The sequence below is a fragment of the Pseudoxanthomonas wuyuanensis genome (genome assembly GCF_900215535.1).
GTDB lineage: Bacteria > Pseudomonadota > Gammaproteobacteria > Xanthomonadales > Xanthomonadaceae > Pseudoxanthomonas_A > Pseudoxanthomonas_A wuyuanensis.
In genome coordinates this window covers 330,900-351,198 of sequence record NZ_OCND01000004.1, presented here as the reverse complement: position 1 = coordinate 351,198, position 20,299 = coordinate 330,900, and the positions used below count along the sequence as shown (strand labels likewise).

Here is a 20,299-nt window from a genome sequence, read left to right as displayed (position 1 = left end):
GGTTGCGCCAGCGACCGGCCAATCTGCGCAGGAGTTCGACGAAGACCGATCGGTGTCCATCGACACCGAAGCGTTCGGCATCGCAGCATCCGATATCGTTACTGCGGACGTGGTTGAAACTGCGCCCGAAGCCGATGAGTGGCAGGCCGCCGGGATCGCCGCGGAAGCGGAGGAACCGTCGCCGCAAGCCGATGCCGAAGAAGCCGTTGCAGCGGGCAGCGATTCGAGCGCGGTCGATACCGCCGCCGAAACGGTGGGTGTCGTAGAGAACATCGAAGCACCCGAACCGCAAGCGTCGACCATCGCGCACGCGGAGGACTCGGAAGCGGAAACGCCGAACTACGACGTTGCGCCGGAAACGGTGGCCGAGCCGGAAGCCGTCGATGCGGCGCCGGCCGTCGAAACCGAATTGCCGGCGCCGACCGCAGGCGAAACGCCGGTCGAAGCGCTGGAAGCGGTCGATGCAGCCGCCGACCAGCTGGAGACGGGGGTTGCCGGGGACGAGGCGCAGCCTTCGGTCGATCAACCCGACGACGCGCTGGACCCGACCGGACTGGATCTGGATCTGGTCGACATCTTCGTCGAGGAAGGCAACGACCTGCTCGATCATTCCGATGGTCTGCTGGCCAAGCTGCGCGAGACCCCGGACGACCGCACGCCGGTGACCGGGCTGCAACGCGATCTGCACACGCTGAAGGGCGGCGCCCGGATGGCGGGCATCCATGCCATCGGCGATCTCGGCCATGCCATCGAATCGATGCTCGAATCGATCGTCGCCCAGCGCACCGAACTGGACAACGCCGGCATACACCTGCTCGAGCGCGGCTTCGACCATCTGCATGGCTTGGTTAAGCGGGTCGGCAACCACCGCTCGGTCGGTATTCCGGAACAGTTGATCGCCGAGTTCAATGCGCACGCGCGCGGTTTGCAGGCACCTGCCGCGCAGGAGCCCGCCGCGGCAGCGGCGCTGGCGCCGGCGGTGGAACTGGCGCCGTTGTCGGCACCGGTGGAAACCGAATTCGTGCAGCCGGAAGAGGAATTCTTCCCCAGCAGCCAGCAGCAGGAACAGGTGCGCGTGCGCGCCGATCTGCTGGACCGCCTGGTCAACCATGCCGGTGAGGTGGCCATCTACCGCGCCCGCCTGGAGCAGCAGCTGGGCGCTTTCCGCGGCGCGATGGGCGAACTGGATCGCACCAACATCCGTCTGCACGATCAGCTGCGCCGCCTGGATCTGGAAACCGAGGCGCAGATCGTCGCGCGCTACCAGCGCGAGGGGGACAAGCAGGACCCGACCTTCGATCCGCTGGAACTGGACCGCTTCTCCACGTTGCAGCAACTCAGCCGTGCGCTGGCCGAATCGGCCGCCGACTTGAGCGGCCTGCAGGGCGTGCTGGACGATCTGGCGCGCCAGTACGACAGCCTGCTGCACCAGCAGTCGCGGGTCAGCTCCGAGTTGCAGGATGGACTGATGCGCGCGCGCATGGTGCCGTTCGAGGGCATCGTGCCGCGTTTGCGCCGGGTACTGCGCCAGGCAGCGGCCGACACCGGCAAGCATGTCCGCCTGCAGTTGGATGGCACCCACGGCGAACTCGATCGCAACGTGCTCGAACGCATGACCGCTCCGCTGGAGCATCTGCTGCGCAATTCGGTCGCGCACGGCCTGGAAGCGCCGGAAGCGCGCCGCAAGGCCGGCAAGCCCGAGGAAGGCAGCGTGCGGGTCACCCTGCGCCGCGAAGGCTCGGAAATGGTGCTGCGGGTTTCCGACGACGGCGCCGGGCTCAACCGCGAGGCGATTCGCCGGCGCGCCGAAGAGCGCGGCTTGCTGCAGCCGGGCGTAAAGCTGGCCGACGTGGATCTGGACCGGATGATCCTGGAGCCGGGCTTCAGCACCTACGACAGCGTCAGCCAGCTGGCCGGCCGCGGCGTCGGCATGGACGTGGTCTACAACGAGGTGCGCCAGCTCGGCGGCTCGCTGGATATCGACTCGCAACCGAATCAGGGCGCGACGTTCACGTTGCGACTGCCGCAGACGCTGGCGGTGACCCAGGCGGTATTCGTGCAGATCGGCGAAACCCAGTTCGCGGTGCCGGTGGCGGCGGTCAGCGGCATCGGCCGCATCAGCCGCGAGCGCTTCGAAGCCGAAGGCGGCGCCTACCACTACGGCGGCGAAGACTACGCCCTGCACAATCTCGGCACCCTGGTAGGCCATGCGCCGGCGCGCGCCGAGGGCCAGCCGCAGGTGCCGCTGCTGCTGGTGCGCGCAGGCGATCTGCGCGTCGCGGTGGCGGTGGATGCCGTGCTCGGCAATCGCGAAATCGTGGTCAAGGCGGTCGGTCCGCAAATCGCTTCGATTCCCGGCATCTACGGCGCCACCATCACCGGCGACGGCAGCATCGTGGTGATTCTCGACGTCGCGCCGTTGGTGCGCCGCCATCTGGCCCAGCCGCAGCAGCCGGCCGCGCATGCGCCGGTGCAGGAACAGCGCCGCGTGCCGCTGGTGATGGTGGTCGACGATTCGCTGACCATGCGCAAGGTCACCGGCCGCGTGCTGGAGCGCCACAACTTCGAGGTCACCGCGGCGCGCGATGGTGTGGAGGCGCTGGAGAAGCTGGAGGAGCGCGTACCCGACCTGATGCTGCTGGACATCGAAATGCCGCGCATGGACGGCTACGAATTGGCCACCGCAATGAAGGCCGATGCAAGGTTCAAGGATGTGCCGATCGTGATGATTACCTCGCGTACCGGCGACAAGCACCGCCAGCGCGCTTTTGATATCGGCGTGCAGCGGTACCTGGGCAAGCCCTATCAGGAGCTGGATTTGATGCGCAACGTTTACGATTTGCTGGGAATCGCCCGTGTCCGCGAGTGAGTCCAAACGGGTAGCGCTGCTGGCGCGCGAGGGCCGTGCGCGCGAGCAGCTGCGGACCGCACTGCACGAGTCCGGCGCCGAAATCGTGCTGGAAGACGATCCCAACGGCATCGATGCCCAGACCCTGGGCGACAGCGCGCCGCAGGTGGTGCTGATCGCGCTGGAGCCGGCCATCGAGGAAGGCCTTTCGCGGCTGGAGGCGGTGCTGCACGACCCGGACATCGCGGTGATCTTCGACGAGGCCGAACTGGCCGCGCGCCGCGAGGGTTGGGAGTCGCAGCGCTGGGCCAGGCATCTGGCGGCCAAGCTGCACGGCCACCATGACGTATTGCCGCCCGGCCGCGAGGAAGAGCCGACGCCGCAACTGGAACCCGGCCTGCCGCCGACGCCTGCGCAACTGCATGCCGATGCCGGCATCGGCCTGCATCTGGAGGAGGCGGCCGACATCGCATCGGAGTTGCCGCGCGATGGCTATGCGTTTACCGGGATGGCCGCCCGGCCGGATTTCGATCAGGTGGTCGACGCCGACCAGTGGCTGGGTTCCGGCAGCCTGCAACAGGATGAGGCGCCTGCCTTGGCCGGGCTGGCCGAATCGATCGCCAGCGAACCGCCGCCGCTGCCGCAGGTCGCCAAGTCCGGTTTGACGCTGGAACTGATGGAGATGGAACCGGTGGCCGCTTCCCGCACGCCGGGGGCGGTGGTGGTGTTTGCCGGCATCGGCGGCCCCGATGCGGTGCGCAAGCTGTTGGCCGAACTGCCGCGCGATTTCTCGCGGCCGGTGCTGATCCAACTGCGGCTGGACGGCGGCCGCTACGACAATCTGGTCCGGCAGATGGCGCGGGTAGCGCAGATGCCGGTGCTGCTGGCCGAAGCGGGCAATGCCGCCGAGCCCGGCAATGTCTACGTGGTGCCGGCCGAGCTGGCGTTGGCGGTGGACAACGGCGCAGTCGGCTTCCGTACGGGCGATGCCGATGGCGGCAAAGCATTGATTCGGGCCTTGCCGCCGGCCGACAGTGCGGTGCTGCTGCTCAGTGGCGCCGAGGTGGCGCTGGTCCAGCCGGCCGCCGAACTGGCCGCGCAGGGCGCGCTGGTACAGGGGCAGGCCACCGATGGCTGCTATGACCCGGCGGCGTCGCGCGCGCTGGCATCGCATGGCGCCGAACTGGCGGCGCCGGCGCAACTGGCCCAGCATCTGATCGAGCGTTGGTAGAAGAGGAAAAGAAATGGCCCATTCCAACGACGAAATCCGCGGGATTCTGGTGCAGTCCGGCAATGAGCGCCTGCTGTTGCCCAATGCCACCGTGGCCGAAGTGCTTTCGCGCGCACCGGTGGAACCGATTGCCGGCGCACCGGACTGGTTGCCGGGGCGGATCAACTGGCAGGGCTGGCAGGTGCCGCTGGTCGCATTCGCCCATCTGACCGGGCAGGGCCGCGATGCGGTGGCGCACAACAGCAAGATTGTGGTGCTGAAGACGCTCAGCGGCAACGAGTCCATGCCCTATTTCGCGTTGCTGACGCCGTCGTTCCCGCGCCTGGTGTCGGTGCCCCGCGACGGCCTGCTGGCCGACGCGACCGAGGAGGATCTGCCGCCGGGCGTGCAGATGCGCGTGCTGCTGGGCGAGGAAGGCGCATTGCTGCCGGATCTGGAAAGCGTCGAAATCATGATTGGCGACGCGCTGGCGAAAGCAGCCTGAGGGAGCGCTTGCGGCAAGCTGTCCGCTGGCGGAAGCGACCGGATTCCAGGCAGGCTGAACGCTGTTTGGTGGCCGCACCTGCGGTTCAGTACCGATTCGCAATGGCGGTGACATGGTCCGATGGTCAGATCCGAGGAGGGCGCCATGAAAGCGATTTATGCGATTCCCTTTGCCGTGTTGATCAGTGGCGGCGCTTTCGCGCAAACCCCGCTGCCAACCGAGACTGCGCCGGCCAGCCAATCGGCGCTCACCTATCAGGCGGAGCTGCCGCCAGGCCGGCAAAGCGTGCAGTTGCAGGACCCCAGAGGGCCGGTGACGCTGACCTGGGGGCAGCCGCAAACCGTTCCGAACATCAGCGATTACCGGGTGCGCATCGCCGATCTGGACGCCAACGGCGACGGCGTGCTGACCCGCGACGAAGTGCCGGAAAGCCATGCGCTGAGCAGCGAGTTCAAGCTGGTCGACAGCAACCGCGATGGCCGGATCACTGCCGAGGAACTGCAGAACTGGCGTTGAGCGGGTTTCTGCCGTGAGGGATTTGCGGAGCCCGCCTGCTACGGGGGGATGACGCGCCCCAGGCGCGCCGGCGCGATCAGAAATCGCCGAACCGCGACTGCAATGCGGCGATCGCCGCCAGGCCGGCGGTTTCGGTGCGCAGCACGCGTGGGCCCAGGCGCAGGCCGGAAAACCCCATCGACTGCAGGACGCTGCGATCGCGCGGCGACCAGCCGCCCTCGGGACCGATGGCGATGGTGAGCGCCATCGCCGCCGGGGCAGGCAGCGTGGACAACGCGAACTCGCCGGACGGGTCCAGCGTCAGACGCAGGCTTTCAGCATCGATCTGCCCACCCAACTGCGCCAAAGCGCTCGCGGGCGCAACCGGCGGAACCACCGCCCGGCCGCTCTGCTCGCAGGCGGCGACAACCACGCTGCGCCAATGCGCCAGCCGCTTCTGCGCGCGTTCTGCGTCCAGCTTGACCTCGGTGCGCTCGGCGATGACCGGGACGAATGCGGCAACGCCCAGTTCGGTGGCCTTCTGCAGGATCAGATCCATCTTTTCGCCGCGGGCCACGCCTTGCACCAGCGCGATACGCAGCGGCGATTCGTTTTCCACCGGCGTCGCGTTCAGCACCTCGGCCAGCGTTTCGCGCTTGCCGGCGGCAACGATGCGGGCGGCATAGTCGTGGCCGTCGCCATTGAACAGCACGCATTCATCGCCTTCGCGCAGCCGCAGCACGCGGGTAAGGTGGCCGGCCGCGGATTCGGGCAACGTCACCGTTGCGCCCGGCGTCAGCGACAGTTCGACATGGCAGCGGGTCATGCGCATGCGGTGGCCTCGTCGATGGCGGTACGTGTGGTTTGCGCCAGCAGGGCCAACTGCGCGTCGTCGATGCAATAGGGCGGCATCCAGTACAGCACGTCGCCCAGCGGGCGCAACACCACGCCGCGCGCCAGTGCCGCGCGGTAGGCGCGCAGGCCGACGCGGTCGGCGGCCGGGAAGGGCTCGCGGTTGCGGACGTCGCGGGCCAATTCGAAGGCGACGATCATGCCGGCCTGGCGAACGTCGGCCACATGCCGATGATCGGCGAAAGGCGCGGCCAATGCCGCCATCTTCGCCGCGGTGGTGCGATTGCGTTCCAGTATCCGGTCCTCGTCGAATATCCGCAGCGTCGCCAGCGCCGCCGCGCACGCCAGCGGATTGCCGGTGTAGCTGTGCGAATGCAGGAAGGCGCGCTCGCGCGAATCGTCCAGGAAGGCATCGTAGATTTCCTGGGTGGCGAGCACCGCGGCCAGCGGCAGGAAGCCGCCGGTCAGCCCCTTCGACAGGCACAGCAGGTCCGGCATCGCCTGGCTCTGTTCGCAGGCGAACAGCGTGCCGGTGCGGCCGAAGCCGGTGGCGATCTCATCGGCGATCAGCAGCACGCCATTGGCATCGCACAACTGGCGTACCCGCCGCAGGTAATCCGGATGGTGCATGCGCATGCCGCCGGCGCATTGCACCCGCGGCTCCAGGATCAGCGCGCAGATCTCGCCCGGATGCCGGTCCAGCAGATCCGCCAGCGCGTCGGCCGCGCGATGGGCGACATCGGCCGCCGTTTCGCCATCCCGGGCCAGGTAGGCATCCGGCGAAGGCGCGAACAGGGCTTCGGCCAGCAGCGGCGCATAGACGCGCCGGTACAACGGAATATCGCCGACCGCCAGCGCGCCGATGGTCTCGCCGTGATAGCCGTTTTCAAGCGCGATGAACCTGCGCCGCCGGGTTTCGCCGCGGTTGTGGAAATAGTGGAACGCCATCTTCAGCGCGACTTCGACGCCGGCCGAACCGTTGTCGGCATAGAACACCTTGGCCAGCGGCGCGCGGTCCGGCTGGCGCGGGGCGATCGCCAGCAGCCGTTCGGCCAGTTCCACCGCCGGCGCGTGGCTGAACCCGGCCAGGATGACCTGTTCCAGTCGTCCGGCCTGATAGGCGATGGCGCCGGCGATGCGCGGCTCGGCATGGCCGAACAGATTGGTCCACCAACTGCTGACCGCATCCAGGTAGCGACGGCCGTCGTAGCCGAGCAGCCAGGCGCCTTCGCCGCGCGCGATCGGCAGCAGCGGCAGTACGTCGGGGTGTTCGCGCATTTGCGTGCATGGATGCCACAGCACGGCCAGATCGCGCGACCGCCAGGCGACGGCCTCTGATAGCATTCCGGTTTCATGATTCGTTTTCAGCATTCCGCCATGATATCGGTCGCGTCCCCCTGCCGTCGCGCGGCGCAGTACCCGAGGTGCGGGCGATGAGCCGACGGTTGCCGACCATCCATGCCATCACCGAGCGGCTGGAGGGCCCGGCGGACCGGCAGGTGGAAGAACTGGATCTGGAGTTCAGCAACGGCGAACGGCGCCGCTTCCACCGGCTCAAGGCAAGGGGGCACGGGGCGGTGGTGGTGGTGCCGCTGATCGATGATGAAACGGTGCTGCTGGTGCGCGAATACGCCGCCGGCGTGCACCGTTACGAGCTGGGCCTGGTCAAAGGCCGCATCGATGCCGGCGAAAGCCCCGCGCAGGCGGCCGACCGCGAATTGAAGGAAGAAGCCGGCTACGGCGCCCGCCGCATCGACGTGCTGCGCAGCATGAGCCTGGCGCCGACCTATATGAACCATCAGTCGTGGCTGGTATTGGCGCGCGATCTCTACCCGGAGCGGTTGCCCGGGGACGAACCGGAGGAGTTGGAAGTAGTGCCGTGGAAACTTGATGCGCTCGATCAGCTGATGCTGCGCGAGGATTTTTCGGAAGGCCGTTCGCTGGCGGCGCTGTTTGTGGCTCGCGAATGGCTGCGTGGCAACGCATGAGCCGGATGACCGCCGACCTGCACGAAGCCGTCCTTGTCATCGCCCGCGAAGCCGGCGATGCGATTCTTGAAGTCTACGAACATGCCTTCGACGTCGAGCACAAGGCCGACGCCAGCCCGCTCACCGCCGCCGATCTGGCCGCGCACCGGGTGATCAGCGAAGGCCTGCAACGGCTGACGCCGGCCTGGCCGGTGTTGTCCGAGGAGGGCGCCAGCATTCCATGGACGGTGCGCAGCCATTGGCCGACCTACTGGCTGGTCGATCCGCTCGACGGCACCCGCGAGTTCGTCAAACGCAATGGCGAGTTCACTGTCAATATCGCGCTGGTAACCCAGAACGAGTCCGTGTTCGGCGTCGTGCATGCACCGGTGAGCGGCGAAACCTGGCATGCCGAGCAGGGCCGCAGCGCGTATCGCCGCGTAGGCCAGGTCGACACGCCGCTGCGCACCCGCGCCCCGGCGACGCAACCGCTGCGGGTGGCGGCCAGCCGCTCGCACCGCGATGCGCGTACCCAGGCGGTGCTGGCGGCGATGGGCGACATCGAAACCATCGGACTGGGATCTTCGCTGAAGTTCTGCCGCATCGCCGAAGGCGCACTGGATGCCTACCCGCGTTTCGGGCCCACTTCCGAATGGGATACGGCGGCGGCGCAGTGCATCCTGGAAGCGGCCGGCGGCGCATTGCTGGCGCCGGATGGGCGTGCGTTCCGCTACAACCGCCGCGAAACGCTGCTCAACGGCGATTTCATCGCACTGGGCGACCCGGCGCTGCCATGGCGCGACTGGCTGGCTGCGGCCGAAGCCGAGCAGCATGGCTGAGTCCGGCGATATCGCAACACTGCTGGCGGTCATGGCGCGGCTGCGCGATCCCGTCGGCGGTTGCCCGTGGGATCTCGAGCAGGATTTCTCGACGATAGCGCCGTACACCATCGAGGAGGCCTACGAAGTCGCCGATGCCATCGACCGTGGCGACCTGGCCGATCTGAAGGACGAACTGGGCGATCTGCTGCTGCAGGTGGTATTTCACGCGCAGATGGCGCAGGAACAGGGCGCATTCGGTTTCGGCGACGTGGTGGCGGCGATCTGCGGCAAGATGGTGCGGCGCCACCCGCATGTGTTCGGCGACGATACCGTCGACGATGCCAATGCGCAGACCCGCAACTGGGAGGCCATCAAGCGGGCCGAGCGCCAGGCCGCAGGCCATCAGGATGGTTCGGCGCTGGCCGGCGTTTCCCGCGGCCTGCCGGAATGGCAGCGCGCGGTGAAGCTGCAGTCGCGCGCTGCCGGGGTCGGCTTCGACTGGCCCGGCCCGGAACCGGTCATCGCCAAGCTGCACGAGGAGATCGAGGAAGTCCGCGCCGAGTTCGCCCGCGGCGATACCGCCGGCAACCATGCGCGTTTGCAGGACGAAATCGGCGACCTGCTGTTCGTCGCGGCCAATCTGGCCCGGCATGCCAAGGTCGACCCCGGCGCCGCATTGCGCCATGCCAACCACAAGTTCGAGCGCCGTTTCCGCGCGATGGAAGCGTTGGCCGCCGCCGAGGATACGAGCCTGTCGGCGCTTTCGCTTGAGCGCCAGGAAGCGCTGTGGCAACAGGTCAAGCGCCAGGAGCGCATGGACTAGCGGGGCAAGAAGACCTCTTTCTGCAGGAGTGGCGTCGGCATGCCGGCGCCGGTGAGTCGCGATGAAGCACCACCGGTAAAGCTTCATCGCGATTCACGCCGCTTCTGCGGCAAGGCGCGGGGCCGGCGGGCAAGAATCGGCCTGCGCTGTCGCAGGTGCCCGCGCCGACGGATACTGGCGCCATGAAAACCCTGCTGCTGTTCGTCGTTACCGCATTGGCCGAAATCGTCGGCTGCTACCTGCCGTACCTGTGGCTGCGCAAGGGCGGCAGCCTCTGGCTGCTGCTGCCGGCCGCGGCGAGCCTGGCATTGTTCGCCTGGCTGCTGAGCCTGCATCCCACCGCGTCCGGACGGGTCTATGCCGCCTATGGCGGCGTCTACGTCACCGTGGCGATTTTCTGGTTATGGGGCGTGGATGCGGTCAGGCCCACCCGCTGGGATCTGCTGGGCGCGGCATTGTGCCTGGCCGGGATGGCGGTCATCATGTTTTCGCCGCGAACCGTTTGATCTCCGGGAGGGGACATGAGCCGCTTCGCCAGTTTTCGCGAGTTCTATCCGTTCTACCTCAGCGAGCACAGCAACCGCATCTCGCGGCGGCTGCATTTTGTCGGCAGTTGCGGCGTGCTGCTGCTGGTAGCCTGGGCCATCGTCCAGCGCAACGGCTGGTGGCTGCTGGCGGCGCTGCTATGCGGCTACGGATTCGCCTGGGTGGGCCATTTCTTTTTCGAGAAGAACCGCCCGGCCACGTTCAAGCATCCGTTCTATTCGTTTGCAGGCGACTGGGTGATGTTCAAGGACATTCTGACGGGGAAGATACGGTTCTGAAGGCGGGGAGCGGGGAGCGGGGACGAGAGCGAGAAACGAGAAATGAGAAACGAGAAACGAGAAACGAGAAACGAGAAACGAGAAACGAGAAATGAGGAGTGAGGAGTGAGGAGTGAGGAGTGAGGAGTGAGGGGCGCTTCGGTTCTGATGGATGAGGAAAAACCTGTCGGGCCCCGGTCTGGAGATCTTCGTTTCCGCTTGCTTCACTCATAGAACATCAAAAACGCTGCGCCGACGATCAGCGCGAACGCGGCGTAGTGGTTCCACTTCAGCGGCTGGCCCAGATACCAGGTGGAGAAACCGGCAAACACCACCAGCGTCAGGATTTCCTGGAGGGTCTTCAATTGCACGACCGAGTAGATGGTGCTGCCAAGCCGGTTGGCCGGCACCATCAGGGTGTACTCAAAAAAAGCGATGCCCCAGCTGGCGACGATCGCCAGCGCCAGCGGCGAACTTCGGTACTTCAGGTGGCCGTACCAGGCGAAGGTCATGAAGACGTTCGAACCGAGCAACAACAGCAGCGGCAGCAGGCGGGCGGACATGGAGGCGGACAGGAGGGCGGGCGGCGCGCAAGTTTAGAGGGTGTTGCGGGGTTTTGGGCGGGTGCGGAGTCTGCCACGGCCGCGCAGCGAGGGTTGGGAAGGCCCGAGGCCTGCGGCTGGAGCCTGGGTGAGCCACTGGTGGCTGAACAGCGTGACCGTCTTCACGCGATCTGCACCAGGAGCGGGTTAGCTTCACAAAGCTGAAGACCCAAGGAGACGTTATGCGCCACACTCAGGAAACGGCCGGCTTGGTGCTGGTGGTCGAGGACAACCGCAACATCTCGGAGATGATCGGGGAATACCTGGAAGGTCGCGGCTTCGAGGTCGACTACGCCACCGATGGTCTGGACGGCTACCGGCTGGCGGTCGAGAACAGCTATGACGTGCTGGTGCTGGACCTGATGCTGCCGCGGCTGGACGGCATGGAAGTCTGCAAGAAGCTGCGCACCGAAGCGCGCAAGTCGACGCCGGTACTGATGCTGACCGCACGCGACACCCTGGACGACAAACTGACCGGCCTGAGCTCCGGCGCCGACGACTACCTGACCAAGCCGTTCGCCATCCAGGAACTGGAGGCGCGGCTGCGCGCGCTGATCCGGCGCGAGCGGCGCCAGGTCGGCTCCGAAGTATTGAAGGTCGCCGATCTGGTGCTGGACCCGGTCAGCATGCGCGCCACCCGCGGCGGCACCGAACTGATGCTGTCGCCGATAGGGCTGCGCCTGCTGACCATCCTGATGCGCGAATCGCCGCGCGTGGTCACCCGGCAGGAGATAGAACGCGAAATCTGGGGCAATGGCCTGCCGGACTCGGATACGTTGCGCAGCCATCTGTACAACCTGCGCAAGATCATCGACAAACCGTTCGACAAGCCGCTGCTGCACACCGTGCAGAGCGCAGGCTACCGCATCGCGGACATCGGCTGAGCCGCGCGGCATAATCCCGGTTCCGCCCGACGAGCGCGCCGATGCCGCAAGGCCTGCCACGCAAACTCCGGATCGCCTTCATCGTGCAGGCGGTGCTGGTCAGTCTTGCGATCGTGCTGGGCGTCTATCTGGTCTCGGCGGTCATCAAGCACAGCCTGATGAACACCGCACTGCAGGAAGAGGCCTCGCATTTCTGGCAGCTTTACAGCGCATCGACCTCGCAGCCGCCGCCCAACACCCACAACCTGCGCGGCTACCTGGTGGTCAAGGGGCATTCCAGCCTGGTGCTGCCGGAAAACCTGCGCAACCTGCGGCCCGGTTTCCACGAACTGAAGCAGGACGACCTGCTGGTGCTGGTCGACGAACAACCGCCCGGGCGCCTGTACCTGGTGTTCCTGCGCTCGCAGGCCGAACGGATGGCGTTCTATTTCGGAACGCTGCCGATCATCCTGACCCTGATCGCGATCTACCTGGTCTCGTGGCTGACCTATCGTTCGTCCAAGCGGTTGATTTCGCCGGTCAGCTGGCTGGCCCGGCAGGTGGCGTTGTGGGACCCGCGGCGCCCGGATGTCAGCGCGCTGGCGGCCGAGCGCCTGCCGGTGGAAGTGCAGGGCGAGGCGCGCCAGCTGGCGTCCGCGCTGCATGGCCTGGCCCAGCGCGTCAGCGCGCACGTGGCCCGCGAGCGCGACTTCACCCGCGACGCCAGCCATGAGCTGCGCACGCCGTTGACGGTGATCCGGGTGGCCAGCGACATGGCCATGGCCGAGGATTCGCCGCCGCGGGTGGCGCGCGCGCTGCAGCGCATCCAGCGCGCCGGCCGCGACATGGAGGCGGTGATCGATGCGTTCCTGATCCTGGCCCGCGAGGCGGAGGTGGAGCCGCAGCGCGAGGATTTCGATGTGGCCGATGTGCTGCTGGACGAGGCCGACAATGCGCGCGCGTTGCTGATTGGCAAGCCGGTGGACCTGGAAGTCACCTGCAACGCCAAGCCGCGCCTGCATGCGCCGCCGCGGGTGTTCCAGGTGGTGGTCAGCAACCTGCTGCGCAATGCCTGCAGCTACACCGATCAGGGCCGCATCGACGTGATTCTGGAGGCGGACCGGGTGATCGTGCGCGATACCGGCATCGGCATGTCGGCCGAATCGATGACGCGGGTGTTCGAGCCGTTCTACCGCGCCGATCCGTCGCGGCCGCAGGGCAGCGGACTGGGGCTGTCGATCGTCAGCCGGTTGTGCGACCGCTTCGGCTGGAAGGTGGAACTGGACAGCGTGCTGGGCGAAGGGACGACGGCGTCGATCCGGTTCGTGCTGTAGGGCCGCTGCCGGGCAGGCAAGCTGAGCGGCAGGGAACCGAACGTGCCGATGCGTTGTCAACGACCGCAGCCGCCGTGCGTTAATCCCTCCGACTCCCCTCCCAGCCGACTCACCGCATGAGCCAGCCCCATCGCAGTGTCCCCCGCAACCGCAAATCCCTGATTCCGCGTCTCCTTATCGCCGCCGTTGCGCTGGCGCTGCTGGCCGGCGCGGGATGGTTCTGGCAGCAACGCGCCAAGGCGGCGGCCGAAAGCGCTTACCGCACCGCCACGGTCGAACGCGGCAACATCCGGGTGGCCATTTCCGCTACCGGCACCCTCAGCGCCACCTCGACGGTCATCGTCGGCAGCCAGATTTCCGGGCAGGTCACCGATGTGCTGGTGGACTTCAACAGCCCGGTGAAGAAGGGCGACGTGCTGGCGCGGATCGACCCCAGCAGCTACGAGGCGCAGATCGAGCAGGGTTCGGCGCAGATCGCCAGCGCGCAAGCGTCGCTGCGGCAATACCAGGCCACCCTGCGCAATGCCGAGTTGGACTACCAGCGCAAAGTGGACCTTGGCAGGCAGCAGTTGGTCGCGCAGAGCGATGTGGACCTGGCCCGTGCCGCGCTGGACCAGGCGCGCGCGCAGGTCAATTCGTCGCAGGCGCAGATTCGCCAGCAGACCGCCGCCACCCAGACCACCCGGATCAACCTGGACAGGACCGTGATCCGCTCGCCGGTCGATGGCGTGGTGCTGACCCGGACCATCGAACCCGGGCAGACCGTCGCCGCCAGCCTGCAGGCCCCGGAGCTGTTCACCATCGCCGAGGATCTGCGCAAGATGAAGATCGAACTGGCGGTGGACGAGGCCGACATCGGCCAGGTCAAGCAGGGGCAGAGCGTGTCGTTCACCGTCGACGCGTTTGCCGATCGCCAGTTCCGCGGTACCGTCGAGCAGGTCCGGCTATCGGCCACCACCACCAGCAACGTGGTCACCTATCCGGTGGTGGTCAGCGTGGACAACAGCGACGAGACGCTGTTGCCGGGCTTGACCGTCAATGCCGAGATCGAGGTCAGCCGGCGCGACAACGTGCTCAAGGTGACCAATGCGGCGCTGCGCTACAAGCCCAAGGCCGAGGAAGACGCCGGCGCGGTTGCGGCCGGTCCGCAGGCCATGCAGCGCGGCGGCGGCGTCATCGACGATCTTGCCGTGGTCGCGAAGGAATTGCGGCTCACGCCGGAACAGCAGGCGGCTTTCGACGCGGCGGCCGGCGTCATCCGCGAACGCCAGGCAGCGCGCATCGCGCAGGTCCAGCAGGGCGGTGCCAGCATGTTCGGCGGCGGTCCCGGCGGCGGCGGTCCTCGCATCGTGATGGGCGGTGGCGCCGGCGGCAACCAGCAGGGACAGATGCGCCAGCGCATGGCCGAGCGCTTCCAGCAGGATTTTGCCGCCTTCCGCGCAACGCTGGGCCAGGCGCAGGCCGCGCGCTGGGACGGTGAGCTGAAGAACCTGCTGGGCGCCAAACGGGCGCCGCTGTACAAGCTGGTCGCCGGCAAACCGCAGATGGCGCAGTTGCGCATCGGCGCCAGCGACGGCACCAGCACCGAGGTTTCCGGCGACATCCGAGAAGGCGATGTCGTGGTGATCGGCGAACGGGCGCGCGAATGAGCGCGGCTGCCGCAGATGCACGCGCCGATGCGGTGCCGGTGATCGAGACCCGCGGGCTGGGCAAGGTCTATTCGCCCGGTAGCCAGGCGGAAGTGGTCGCGCTGAAGGATGTGGACATGCGCATCCATCGCGGCGATTTCGTCGCCATCATGGGACCGTCCGGTTCCGGCAAGTCGACGCTGATGAACCTGATCGGTTGCCTGGACACGCCGTCGTCCGGCAGCTACCGCTGCGATGGCATCGACGTTTCGACGCTGGACGCCGAAATGCTGGCCGAATTGCGCCGCGACAAGATCGGTTTCGTGTTCCAGGGTTTCAATCTGCTGCCGCGGATGAGCGCGCTGGAAAACGTGGCGATGCCGCTGGGCTACGCGCAGGTGCCCGTGCAGGAGCGCAGCGCGCGCGCGCAGGCCGCGCTGGCCGCCGTGGGACTGGCCGAGCGCGCCAGCCACCGGCCCAACGAGCTTTCCGGCGGCCAACAGCAGCGCGTGGCCATCGCGCGCGCGCTGATCAACCAGCCGCCGATCCTGCTGGCCGACGAACCCACCGGCGCGCTGGACAGCAAGACCGGCGAAGAGATCCTGGCGCTGTTCAAGCGCCTGCGCGACGACAACCATACCGTCATCCTGATCACCCACGATGCGGAAGTGGCCGCGCATGCCGACCGCATCCTGGTCATGCGCGATGGCGAGCTGCATGAAGAACAGGGACCGGGGACCAGGGACCGGGGACCGGTGGAAACCGCTGCCGCTGCAACCCCGGGGCCCGAGGAATCGACGTCATGAAGTTTTCCGACATCCTGCGCACCGCCATCTTTGCGCTGCGCGGCAACTGGATGCGCAGCGCGCTGACCTCGCTGGGCGTGATCATCGGCATTGCCGCGGTCATCGTGATGGTATCGGTGGGCCAGGGCACCCAGGCGGAAATCGACAAGCTGGTCTCCGGCCTGGGCTCGCAGCGCCTGGATATCTCTCCCGGCTCCAACCGCAGCCAGGGCGGCGTGCGGATGAGCGCCAGCAGTTTCTTCACCCTCAACGAGGGCGATGTGGACGCGATCCGCAACGAGATTCCCGAAGTGCAGTACGTGGCCGGCGCGTTGCGCGGCAGCAGCCAGGTGGTCTATGCGGAAAACAACTGGGCCACCAGCTGGCAGGGCGTGCAGCCGGACTACTTCGACATCAACAGCTGGACCATCGCCAACGGCGAGGCGTTCGACAGCCAGGCCTACAGCAGCGCGGCCAAGGTGGTGATCCTGGGCGAGACGGTGCGGCGCGAACTGTTCGGCGAAGACAGCGGCGTCGGCCAGACCATCCGTATCGGCCGGGTGCCGTTCACCGTGGTCGGCACGCTGGGTTCCAAGGGCCAGGGCGGGTTTGGCCAGGATCAGGACGATGTGATCATGGTGCCGCTGGAAACCGGGCGCCGCCGTCTGCTGGGATCGATGGGCCTGCCGCCAAGTGCGGTGATGCAGATTGCGCTGACCGTGGCCGATGCGCGCGATCTTTCGTACGTGCAGGGCGAAGTGGAAGCGCTGTTGCGCCAGCGCCACCGTATCGGTCCGGGCGAGGCGGATGATTTCCAGGTGCGCAACATCTCCGAGATCGTCGCCACCCGCACCGCCACCACCCGGCTGATGTCGCTGCTGCTCGGCGCGGTGGCGACCATTTCGCTGATCGTCGGCGGCATCGGCATCATGAACATCATGCTGGTATCGGTGACCGAGCGCATCCGCGAGATCGGCCTGCGGATGGCGGTGGGGGCAGGGCCCAGCGATGTGCAACGGCAATTCCTGGCCGAGGCGATGCTGATCTCGCTGATCGGCGGCGCACTGGGTATCGCCATCGGTATCGCCGGTGCGCTGTTGGTCAGCAGGTTCAGCGATCTGCCGGTGGCGTTGAACGGTCAGGTGATCGCACTGGCGGCCGGCTTCTCGGTGGCCACCGGGCTGTTCTTCGGCTATTACCCGGCGCGCAAGGCCTCGCAGCTGGACCCGATCGAGGCGCTACGGTCGCAATAGCCGGCGCAGCCGTCGCAGCGACAGCGCAAGCTGCCAGCGGTATCCTCTGGTCCTTGTCGTTCGATGCAAGCAGGTTGCAATGGTTGTGCGCAAGGTTTCCGGGCCGCTGGCCCTGGTGATTCACGGGGGGGCGGGAGTCATCGAGCCGGGGCAACTCGGTGAGGCGGACGAACGCGCCATCCTGACGGATCTGGACAGGGCCCTGGACAGCGGCCACGCGGTGCTGGCCACCGGCGGCTCCGCGCTGGACGCGGTCGAAGCGGCGGTGACGGCGCTGGAGGATTCGCCGCACTTCAATGCCGGCAAGGGATCGGTGTTCGATGCCGGCGGTGGCCACGAACTGGACGCCTCGATCATGGAAGGCCATACCCGCCGCGCCGGTGCGGTAGCTGGCGTGCGCACCGTGCGCAACCCGGTCCGGTTGGCGCGGGTGGTGATGGACGAGTCCCCGCATGTGTTCCTGATCGGCGATGGCGCCGAGCAGTTCGCCGACACCCAGCCGCGCATCGAGCGCGTGCCCAATGCCTGGTTCGATACCGAGACCCGCCTGCAGCAGTTGCGGCAGGCGCAGGCGCGCGAACAGGCGCAATGGCAGGACAGCCAGAATCTGCGCGGCAAGTATTTCGGCACCGTCGGTGCGGTGGCCCTGGACGGGCGCGGCCGCATCGCCGCGGCCACCTCCACCGGCGGCATGACCAACAAGCGCTGGGGCCGGGTCGGCGATTCGCCGCTGATCGGCGCCGGGACCTGGGCCGACGAGCGCTGCGGCATTTCCGGCACCGGTTGGGGCGAATTCTTCATCCGCAACGCGGTGGCGCACGATATCGCCGCACGCGTCGCCTACCGCGGCGATGCGATAGCCGCTGCCACCGACGAGGTGATCCTGCGGGTGGTACCGGAGCTGGGCGGCGACGGCGGTGCCATCGCGCTGGACCGCCACGGCAATATCGCGATGTCGTTCAGCACGTCCGGCATGTACCGCGGCTGGATTCGTCCGGATGGGACGCGCGGCACCGCGATCTACGGGTCCTAGGGCATGGACCTGGCCGGCTATCGCCAGTTGCGGGCGCAGGCCCTGCGCCTGAGCCGGCGTGCCGACGAGGCCGAGGACCTGCTGCAGGACACCCTGCTGGCGGCGCTGGAAGCCGGCCGTAGCGAACCTGCCTGGCTGGCGGCGGTATTGCGCAGACAGGCGGCACTGGCCGCGCGCACGGCAATGCGGCGGCGCAAGCGCGAGGAACTGGCCGCGGCCGGCGCGGAAACCGTCCAGCCGGCAACAGCGGCAGAGTCCGCCGGCGGCGCCAACACCCGCACCTGGTTGCAGCAGTTGCCGGCGGCCGCGCGCCAGGTCGCGGTACTGGCGCTGCACGGCCTGTCGGCCGACGAAATCCGCTGGATCCTGCGGCTTCCTGCCGCTGCATTCCGCCAGCGCCTGACCAGCATCCGCCGGCGGCTGGGCCAACTGCCGCCGGAACTGCGCGCCGACAGCCTCGCATTGGCGTATGTGCGCGATCCGGCGCGCAGCGCGGACCTGCAGTTTGGCCTGGTGCGGCGGGCGCTGAAGGCGGCGATGCGGGTAGGGGAGGGCCTGGGCACCCACGATGCCGATGGCCATCTGATCCTCATCGATGCCCGTGCTCACACTTCCGGCCTGCGCGGCAACAGATAGGTGGGACCAACACAGGAGGAATTCCCATGCTGACCGGTTGCAAAGTAGGCGCCATCGTTTTTTTCGTTACCGACCTGGGCCGTTCGCTGGCCTTCTACCGCGACACGCTGGGATTGCCGATGCAGTCCCTGGATGGCCACGACGGCCCGTGGGCGATGGGCGAGGTCGGGGAGTTGACCCTGGTGTTGATTCCGCGCCCGGCCAGGGCCGGCGACACGCCGGTGGTGGTATTCAGCCTGGATGGCGGCATCGACGACTACGCCGATGCGCTGGCCGCGCGCGGGGTGGAAATCGTCGTACCGGTCAGCGAGGCGCCGGACGGCGGGCTGTCGCTGGATTTCGTCGACCCTGACCGCAATGCGCTGAGTCTGTACCAGCCGGCGGGTGCAGCGCGGCGGAAGTAGCTGCCGGTCCCGAAGGGCCGCCGTCCCGTTGTTGCGGCCTGCGCCGGGGACGGCGGGGCCCGACGGCACTACCGGGGCGGCAGGTACGGCGCGATGAGCCGCTGCCATAGCGCATAGCCGGTGCGGTTCATATGCAGCCTGTCCGCGATGAACAGCTCTTCGCGCGGCTGACCGCTGGCATCCAGCATCGGAGTGAACACGTCGATGAAATCGAGGTGGGGCTGGCGTGCCGCTTCGGCCTGGATCAGCGCGTTGGCCTGACGTTGGGTGTCCAGCAGGGCCGCACGCGATGGGCTGGGCTTGCTGGCGATATAGGCGATGCGGACATCGGGCAGGTCGCGGCGCACGCGGAGGACGAAATCGCGGAAATCCTGCAGCAGCTGTCGGGGACTGCGGCCGCTGTTGAGATCGTTGTCGCCTGCGTAGAGCACGATCAGCCGGGGCCGGTACGGCACCACGATGCGGTCGGCATACCAGGTGCTGTCGCGGATTTCGGAGCCGCCGAAGCCGCGGTTGATGACGGTAACGCCGGGAAAGTCGGCCGCCAGCGTGTCCCAGAGCCTGATCGAGGAACTGCCGATGAACAGCACCGCGCCAGCCGGCGGCGGCGACGTTGCGTCTTCGGCCGCAAACCGCTGCATGTCCTGTTCCCAGCCGGCATCGGATACCTGTTCTGGCACCTGTGGCGTCGCAGTGGGCAACGACTCCGCCGCCGCGGCGCAGGCGGTCAGAAGCAGCAGCAGCGCCAATCGCGGTAGCGCATGGAACATCGGCATCATGAGGTATCCCGGTGCGATGAACAGGGGTTGGGGCAGGCGCGGCCTTGCGGCTCGCCCGCCAGACCATCGCATGGCTATTGAACCAGCCCCTACCGGGGACCGCAAACCGGTTGTCGAGTCGCTTGGGCATTGCGCTTGTGTGGCAAAATTGGCGCCCTGTCGTCCCAGATCTCCCCCATGCCCGCCTGTCTCGCGTTGATTCCCGGCCCGCTGTCGCCAAACCAGCGAACGTCGGGCCCGATGGCCCGCCATTGGCGTCCCGGAAAGCACCATGGCGGATGAGACCGGGCATCTGCCGCGCGGTCCCGGCCGCATCCTGAAGGCCACGATCTGGTCGCTGCAGGGACTGCGTGCCGCCTGGCTGCATGAATCCTCGTTCCGGCTGGAAGTCTACCTGTTGATCGTGCTGGCGCCGCTGGCGTTGTGGCTGGGCGACAACGGACTGGAACGCGCGCTGCTGATCGGCAGTTGCCTGCTGGTGCTGGCGGCGGAACTGCTGAATTCGGCGGTAGAGGCGGTGATCGAACGCTACGGCCCGGAATTCCACGAACTGGCAGGGCGCGCCAAGGACATGGGCTCGGCGGCGGTGTTCGTGCTGATGGTGAACGTAGTGCTGTGCTGGGGCCTGATTCTGGCGCCGCGCTTTTTCTGAGATTGA

21 protein-coding genes and 1 pseudogene are annotated in these 20,299 nt (G+C 67.4%); 18 read left to right on the top strand and 4 right to left on the bottom strand.

Going from position 1 to position 20,299, the window contains the following annotated elements; translation table 11 throughout:
• Positions 1-127: 127 nt before the first annotated feature.
• The 4 genes and pseudogenes from CRO39_RS21385 to CRO39_RS10975 form a co-directional block, all read left to right on the top strand.
• A pseudogene (locus tag CRO39_RS21385) lies at positions 128-2,869 on the top strand (response regulator); the annotation flags it as partial.
• Positions 2,856-4,079 (top strand): chemotaxis protein CheB, encoded by a 1,224-nt coding sequence (locus CRO39_RS10985; protein ID WP_097121976.1) that lies wholly within the window; start codon positions 2,856-2,858, stop codon positions 4,077-4,079. The pseudogene CRO39_RS21385 and the gene CRO39_RS10985, both read left to right, overlap by 14 nt.
• A gap of 13 nt (positions 4,080-4,092) precedes the next feature.
• Complete coding sequence (locus tag CRO39_RS10980) at positions 4,093-4,563, top strand: chemotaxis protein CheW (protein WP_097121975.1); 471 nt, start codon at positions 4,093-4,095, stop codon at positions 4,561-4,563.
• A gap of 144 nt (positions 4,564-4,707) precedes the next feature.
• Positions 4,708-5,079, top strand: coding sequence for an EF-hand domain-containing protein (locus CRO39_RS10975; protein ID WP_162125812.1), 372 nt, complete (start codon positions 4,708-4,710; stop codon positions 5,077-5,079).
• A gap of 76 nt (positions 5,080-5,155) precedes the next feature.
• Here CRO39_RS10975 and CRO39_RS10970 read toward each other — a convergent pair whose 3' ends face one another.
• Positions 5,156-5,890: a 16S rRNA (uracil(1498)-N(3))-methyltransferase gene (locus tag CRO39_RS10970; RefSeq protein WP_097121973.1), complete on the bottom strand. Its 735-nt coding sequence runs from the start codon at positions 5,888-5,890 to the stop codon at positions 5,156-5,158.
• Positions 5,881-7,254 carry an adenosylmethionine--8-amino-7-oxononanoate transaminase gene (gene bioA, locus CRO39_RS10965; RefSeq protein ID WP_484564822.1) on the bottom strand — a complete coding sequence of 458 codons (1,374 nt, stop codon included), beginning with the start codon at positions 7,252-7,254 and terminating at the stop codon, positions 5,881-5,883. Before bioA ends, CRO39_RS10970 begins: the two co-directional genes overlap by 10 nt.
• A gap of 89 nt (positions 7,255-7,343) precedes the next feature.
• Here bioA and nudE point away from each other — a divergent pair, with 89 nt between their 5' ends.
• The 5 genes from nudE to CRO39_RS10940 all read left to right on the top strand — a co-directional run bounded on the left by nudE (position 7,344) and on the right by CRO39_RS10940 (position 10,345).
• Positions 7,344-7,898, top strand: coding sequence for an ADP compounds hydrolase NudE (gene nudE, locus CRO39_RS10960; protein ID WP_097121971.1), 555 nt, complete (start codon positions 7,344-7,346; stop codon positions 7,896-7,898).
• The gene (cysQ, locus tag CRO39_RS10955) at positions 7,895-8,716 is read left to right on the top strand and encodes a 3'(2'),5'-bisphosphate nucleotidase CysQ (RefSeq protein ID WP_097121970.1); all 822 of its coding nucleotides are present in this window, start codon (positions 7,895-7,897) and stop codon (positions 8,714-8,716) included. Before nudE ends, cysQ begins: the two co-directional genes overlap by 4 nt.
• On the top strand, positions 8,709-9,521 hold the full coding sequence (gene mazG, locus CRO39_RS10950) for a nucleoside triphosphate pyrophosphohydrolase (RefSeq protein WP_097121969.1): 813 nt from the start codon (positions 8,709-8,711) through the stop codon (positions 9,519-9,521). The genes cysQ and mazG overlap by 8 nt, the downstream gene beginning before the upstream one ends.
• A gap of 182 nt (positions 9,522-9,703) precedes the next feature.
• A complete protein-coding gene (locus CRO39_RS10945) occupies positions 9,704-10,027 on the top strand; it encodes a YnfA family protein (protein ID WP_097121968.1) in 324 nt (107 codons plus the stop codon).
• Positions 10,028-10,042: 15 nt separating this feature from the next.
• Positions 10,043-10,345, top strand: a complete 303-nt coding sequence (locus tag CRO39_RS10940; protein ID WP_097121967.1) for an Mpo1-like protein — start codon at positions 10,043-10,045, stop codon at positions 10,343-10,345.
• Positions 10,346-10,548: 203 nt separating this feature from the next.
• Here the strand turns inward: CRO39_RS10940 and CRO39_RS10935 are convergent, their stop codons facing one another.
• The gene (locus tag CRO39_RS10935; RefSeq protein WP_097121966.1) at positions 10,549-10,887 is read right to left on the bottom strand and encodes a DMT family protein; all 339 of its coding nucleotides are present in this window, start codon (positions 10,885-10,887) and stop codon (positions 10,549-10,551) included.
• 221 nt (positions 10,888-11,108) lie between these two features.
• Here CRO39_RS10935 and CRO39_RS10930 point away from each other — a divergent pair, with 221 nt between their 5' ends.
• The 8 genes from CRO39_RS10930 to CRO39_RS10895 all read left to right on the top strand — a co-directional run bounded on the left by CRO39_RS10930 (position 11,109) and on the right by CRO39_RS10895 (position 18,862).
• Positions 11,109-11,810, top strand: a complete 702-nt coding sequence (locus CRO39_RS10930) for a response regulator transcription factor (protein ID WP_097121965.1) — start codon at positions 11,109-11,111, stop codon at positions 11,808-11,810.
• Positions 11,811-11,851: 41 nt separating this feature from the next.
• Positions 11,852-13,123: a sensor histidine kinase gene (locus CRO39_RS10925; protein WP_097121964.1), complete on the top strand. Its 1,272-nt coding sequence runs from the start codon at positions 11,852-11,854 to the stop codon at positions 13,121-13,123.
• Positions 13,124-13,239: 116 nt separating this feature from the next.
• Entirely contained in the window at positions 13,240-14,772 is a 1,533-nt protein-coding gene (locus CRO39_RS10920) for an efflux RND transporter periplasmic adaptor subunit (RefSeq protein WP_097121963.1), read from the top strand.
• On the top strand, positions 14,769-15,557 hold the full coding sequence (locus tag CRO39_RS10915; RefSeq protein WP_097121962.1) for an ABC transporter ATP-binding protein: 789 nt from the start codon (positions 14,769-14,771) through the stop codon (positions 15,555-15,557). The genes CRO39_RS10920 and CRO39_RS10915 overlap by 4 nt, the downstream gene beginning before the upstream one ends.
• On the top strand, positions 15,554-16,789 hold the full coding sequence (locus CRO39_RS10910) for an ABC transporter permease (RefSeq protein WP_097121961.1): 1,236 nt from the start codon (positions 15,554-15,556) through the stop codon (positions 16,787-16,789). The genes CRO39_RS10915 and CRO39_RS10910 overlap by 4 nt, the downstream gene beginning before the upstream one ends.
• 79 nt (positions 16,790-16,868) lie before the next feature.
• The gene (locus CRO39_RS10905; protein ID WP_097121960.1) at positions 16,869-17,822 is read left to right on the top strand and encodes an isoaspartyl peptidase/L-asparaginase family protein; all 954 of its coding nucleotides are present in this window, start codon (positions 16,869-16,871) and stop codon (positions 17,820-17,822) included.
• Between the two features lie 3 nt (positions 17,823-17,825).
• Positions 17,826-18,458: an RNA polymerase sigma factor gene (locus CRO39_RS10900; protein WP_097121959.1), complete on the top strand. Its 633-nt coding sequence runs from the start codon at positions 17,826-17,828 to the stop codon at positions 18,456-18,458.
• A gap of 26 nt (positions 18,459-18,484) precedes the next feature.
• On the top strand, positions 18,485-18,862 hold the full coding sequence (locus CRO39_RS10895) for a VOC family protein (protein ID WP_097121958.1): 378 nt from the start codon (positions 18,485-18,487) through the stop codon (positions 18,860-18,862).
• Positions 18,863-18,930: 68 nt separating this feature from the next.
• Here CRO39_RS10895 and CRO39_RS10890 read toward each other — a convergent pair whose 3' ends face one another.
• Entirely contained in the window at positions 18,931-19,632 is a 702-nt protein-coding gene (locus CRO39_RS10890; RefSeq protein WP_097122027.1) for an SGNH/GDSL hydrolase family protein, read from the bottom strand.
• A gap of 280 nt (positions 19,633-19,912) precedes the next feature.
• On the opposite strand from CRO39_RS10890, the gene CRO39_RS10885 reads away from it, so the two are divergent.
• Entirely contained in the window at positions 19,913-20,293 is a 381-nt protein-coding gene (locus CRO39_RS10885; RefSeq protein ID WP_097121957.1) for a diacylglycerol kinase, read from the top strand.
• Positions 20,294-20,299 lie beyond the last annotated feature (6 nt).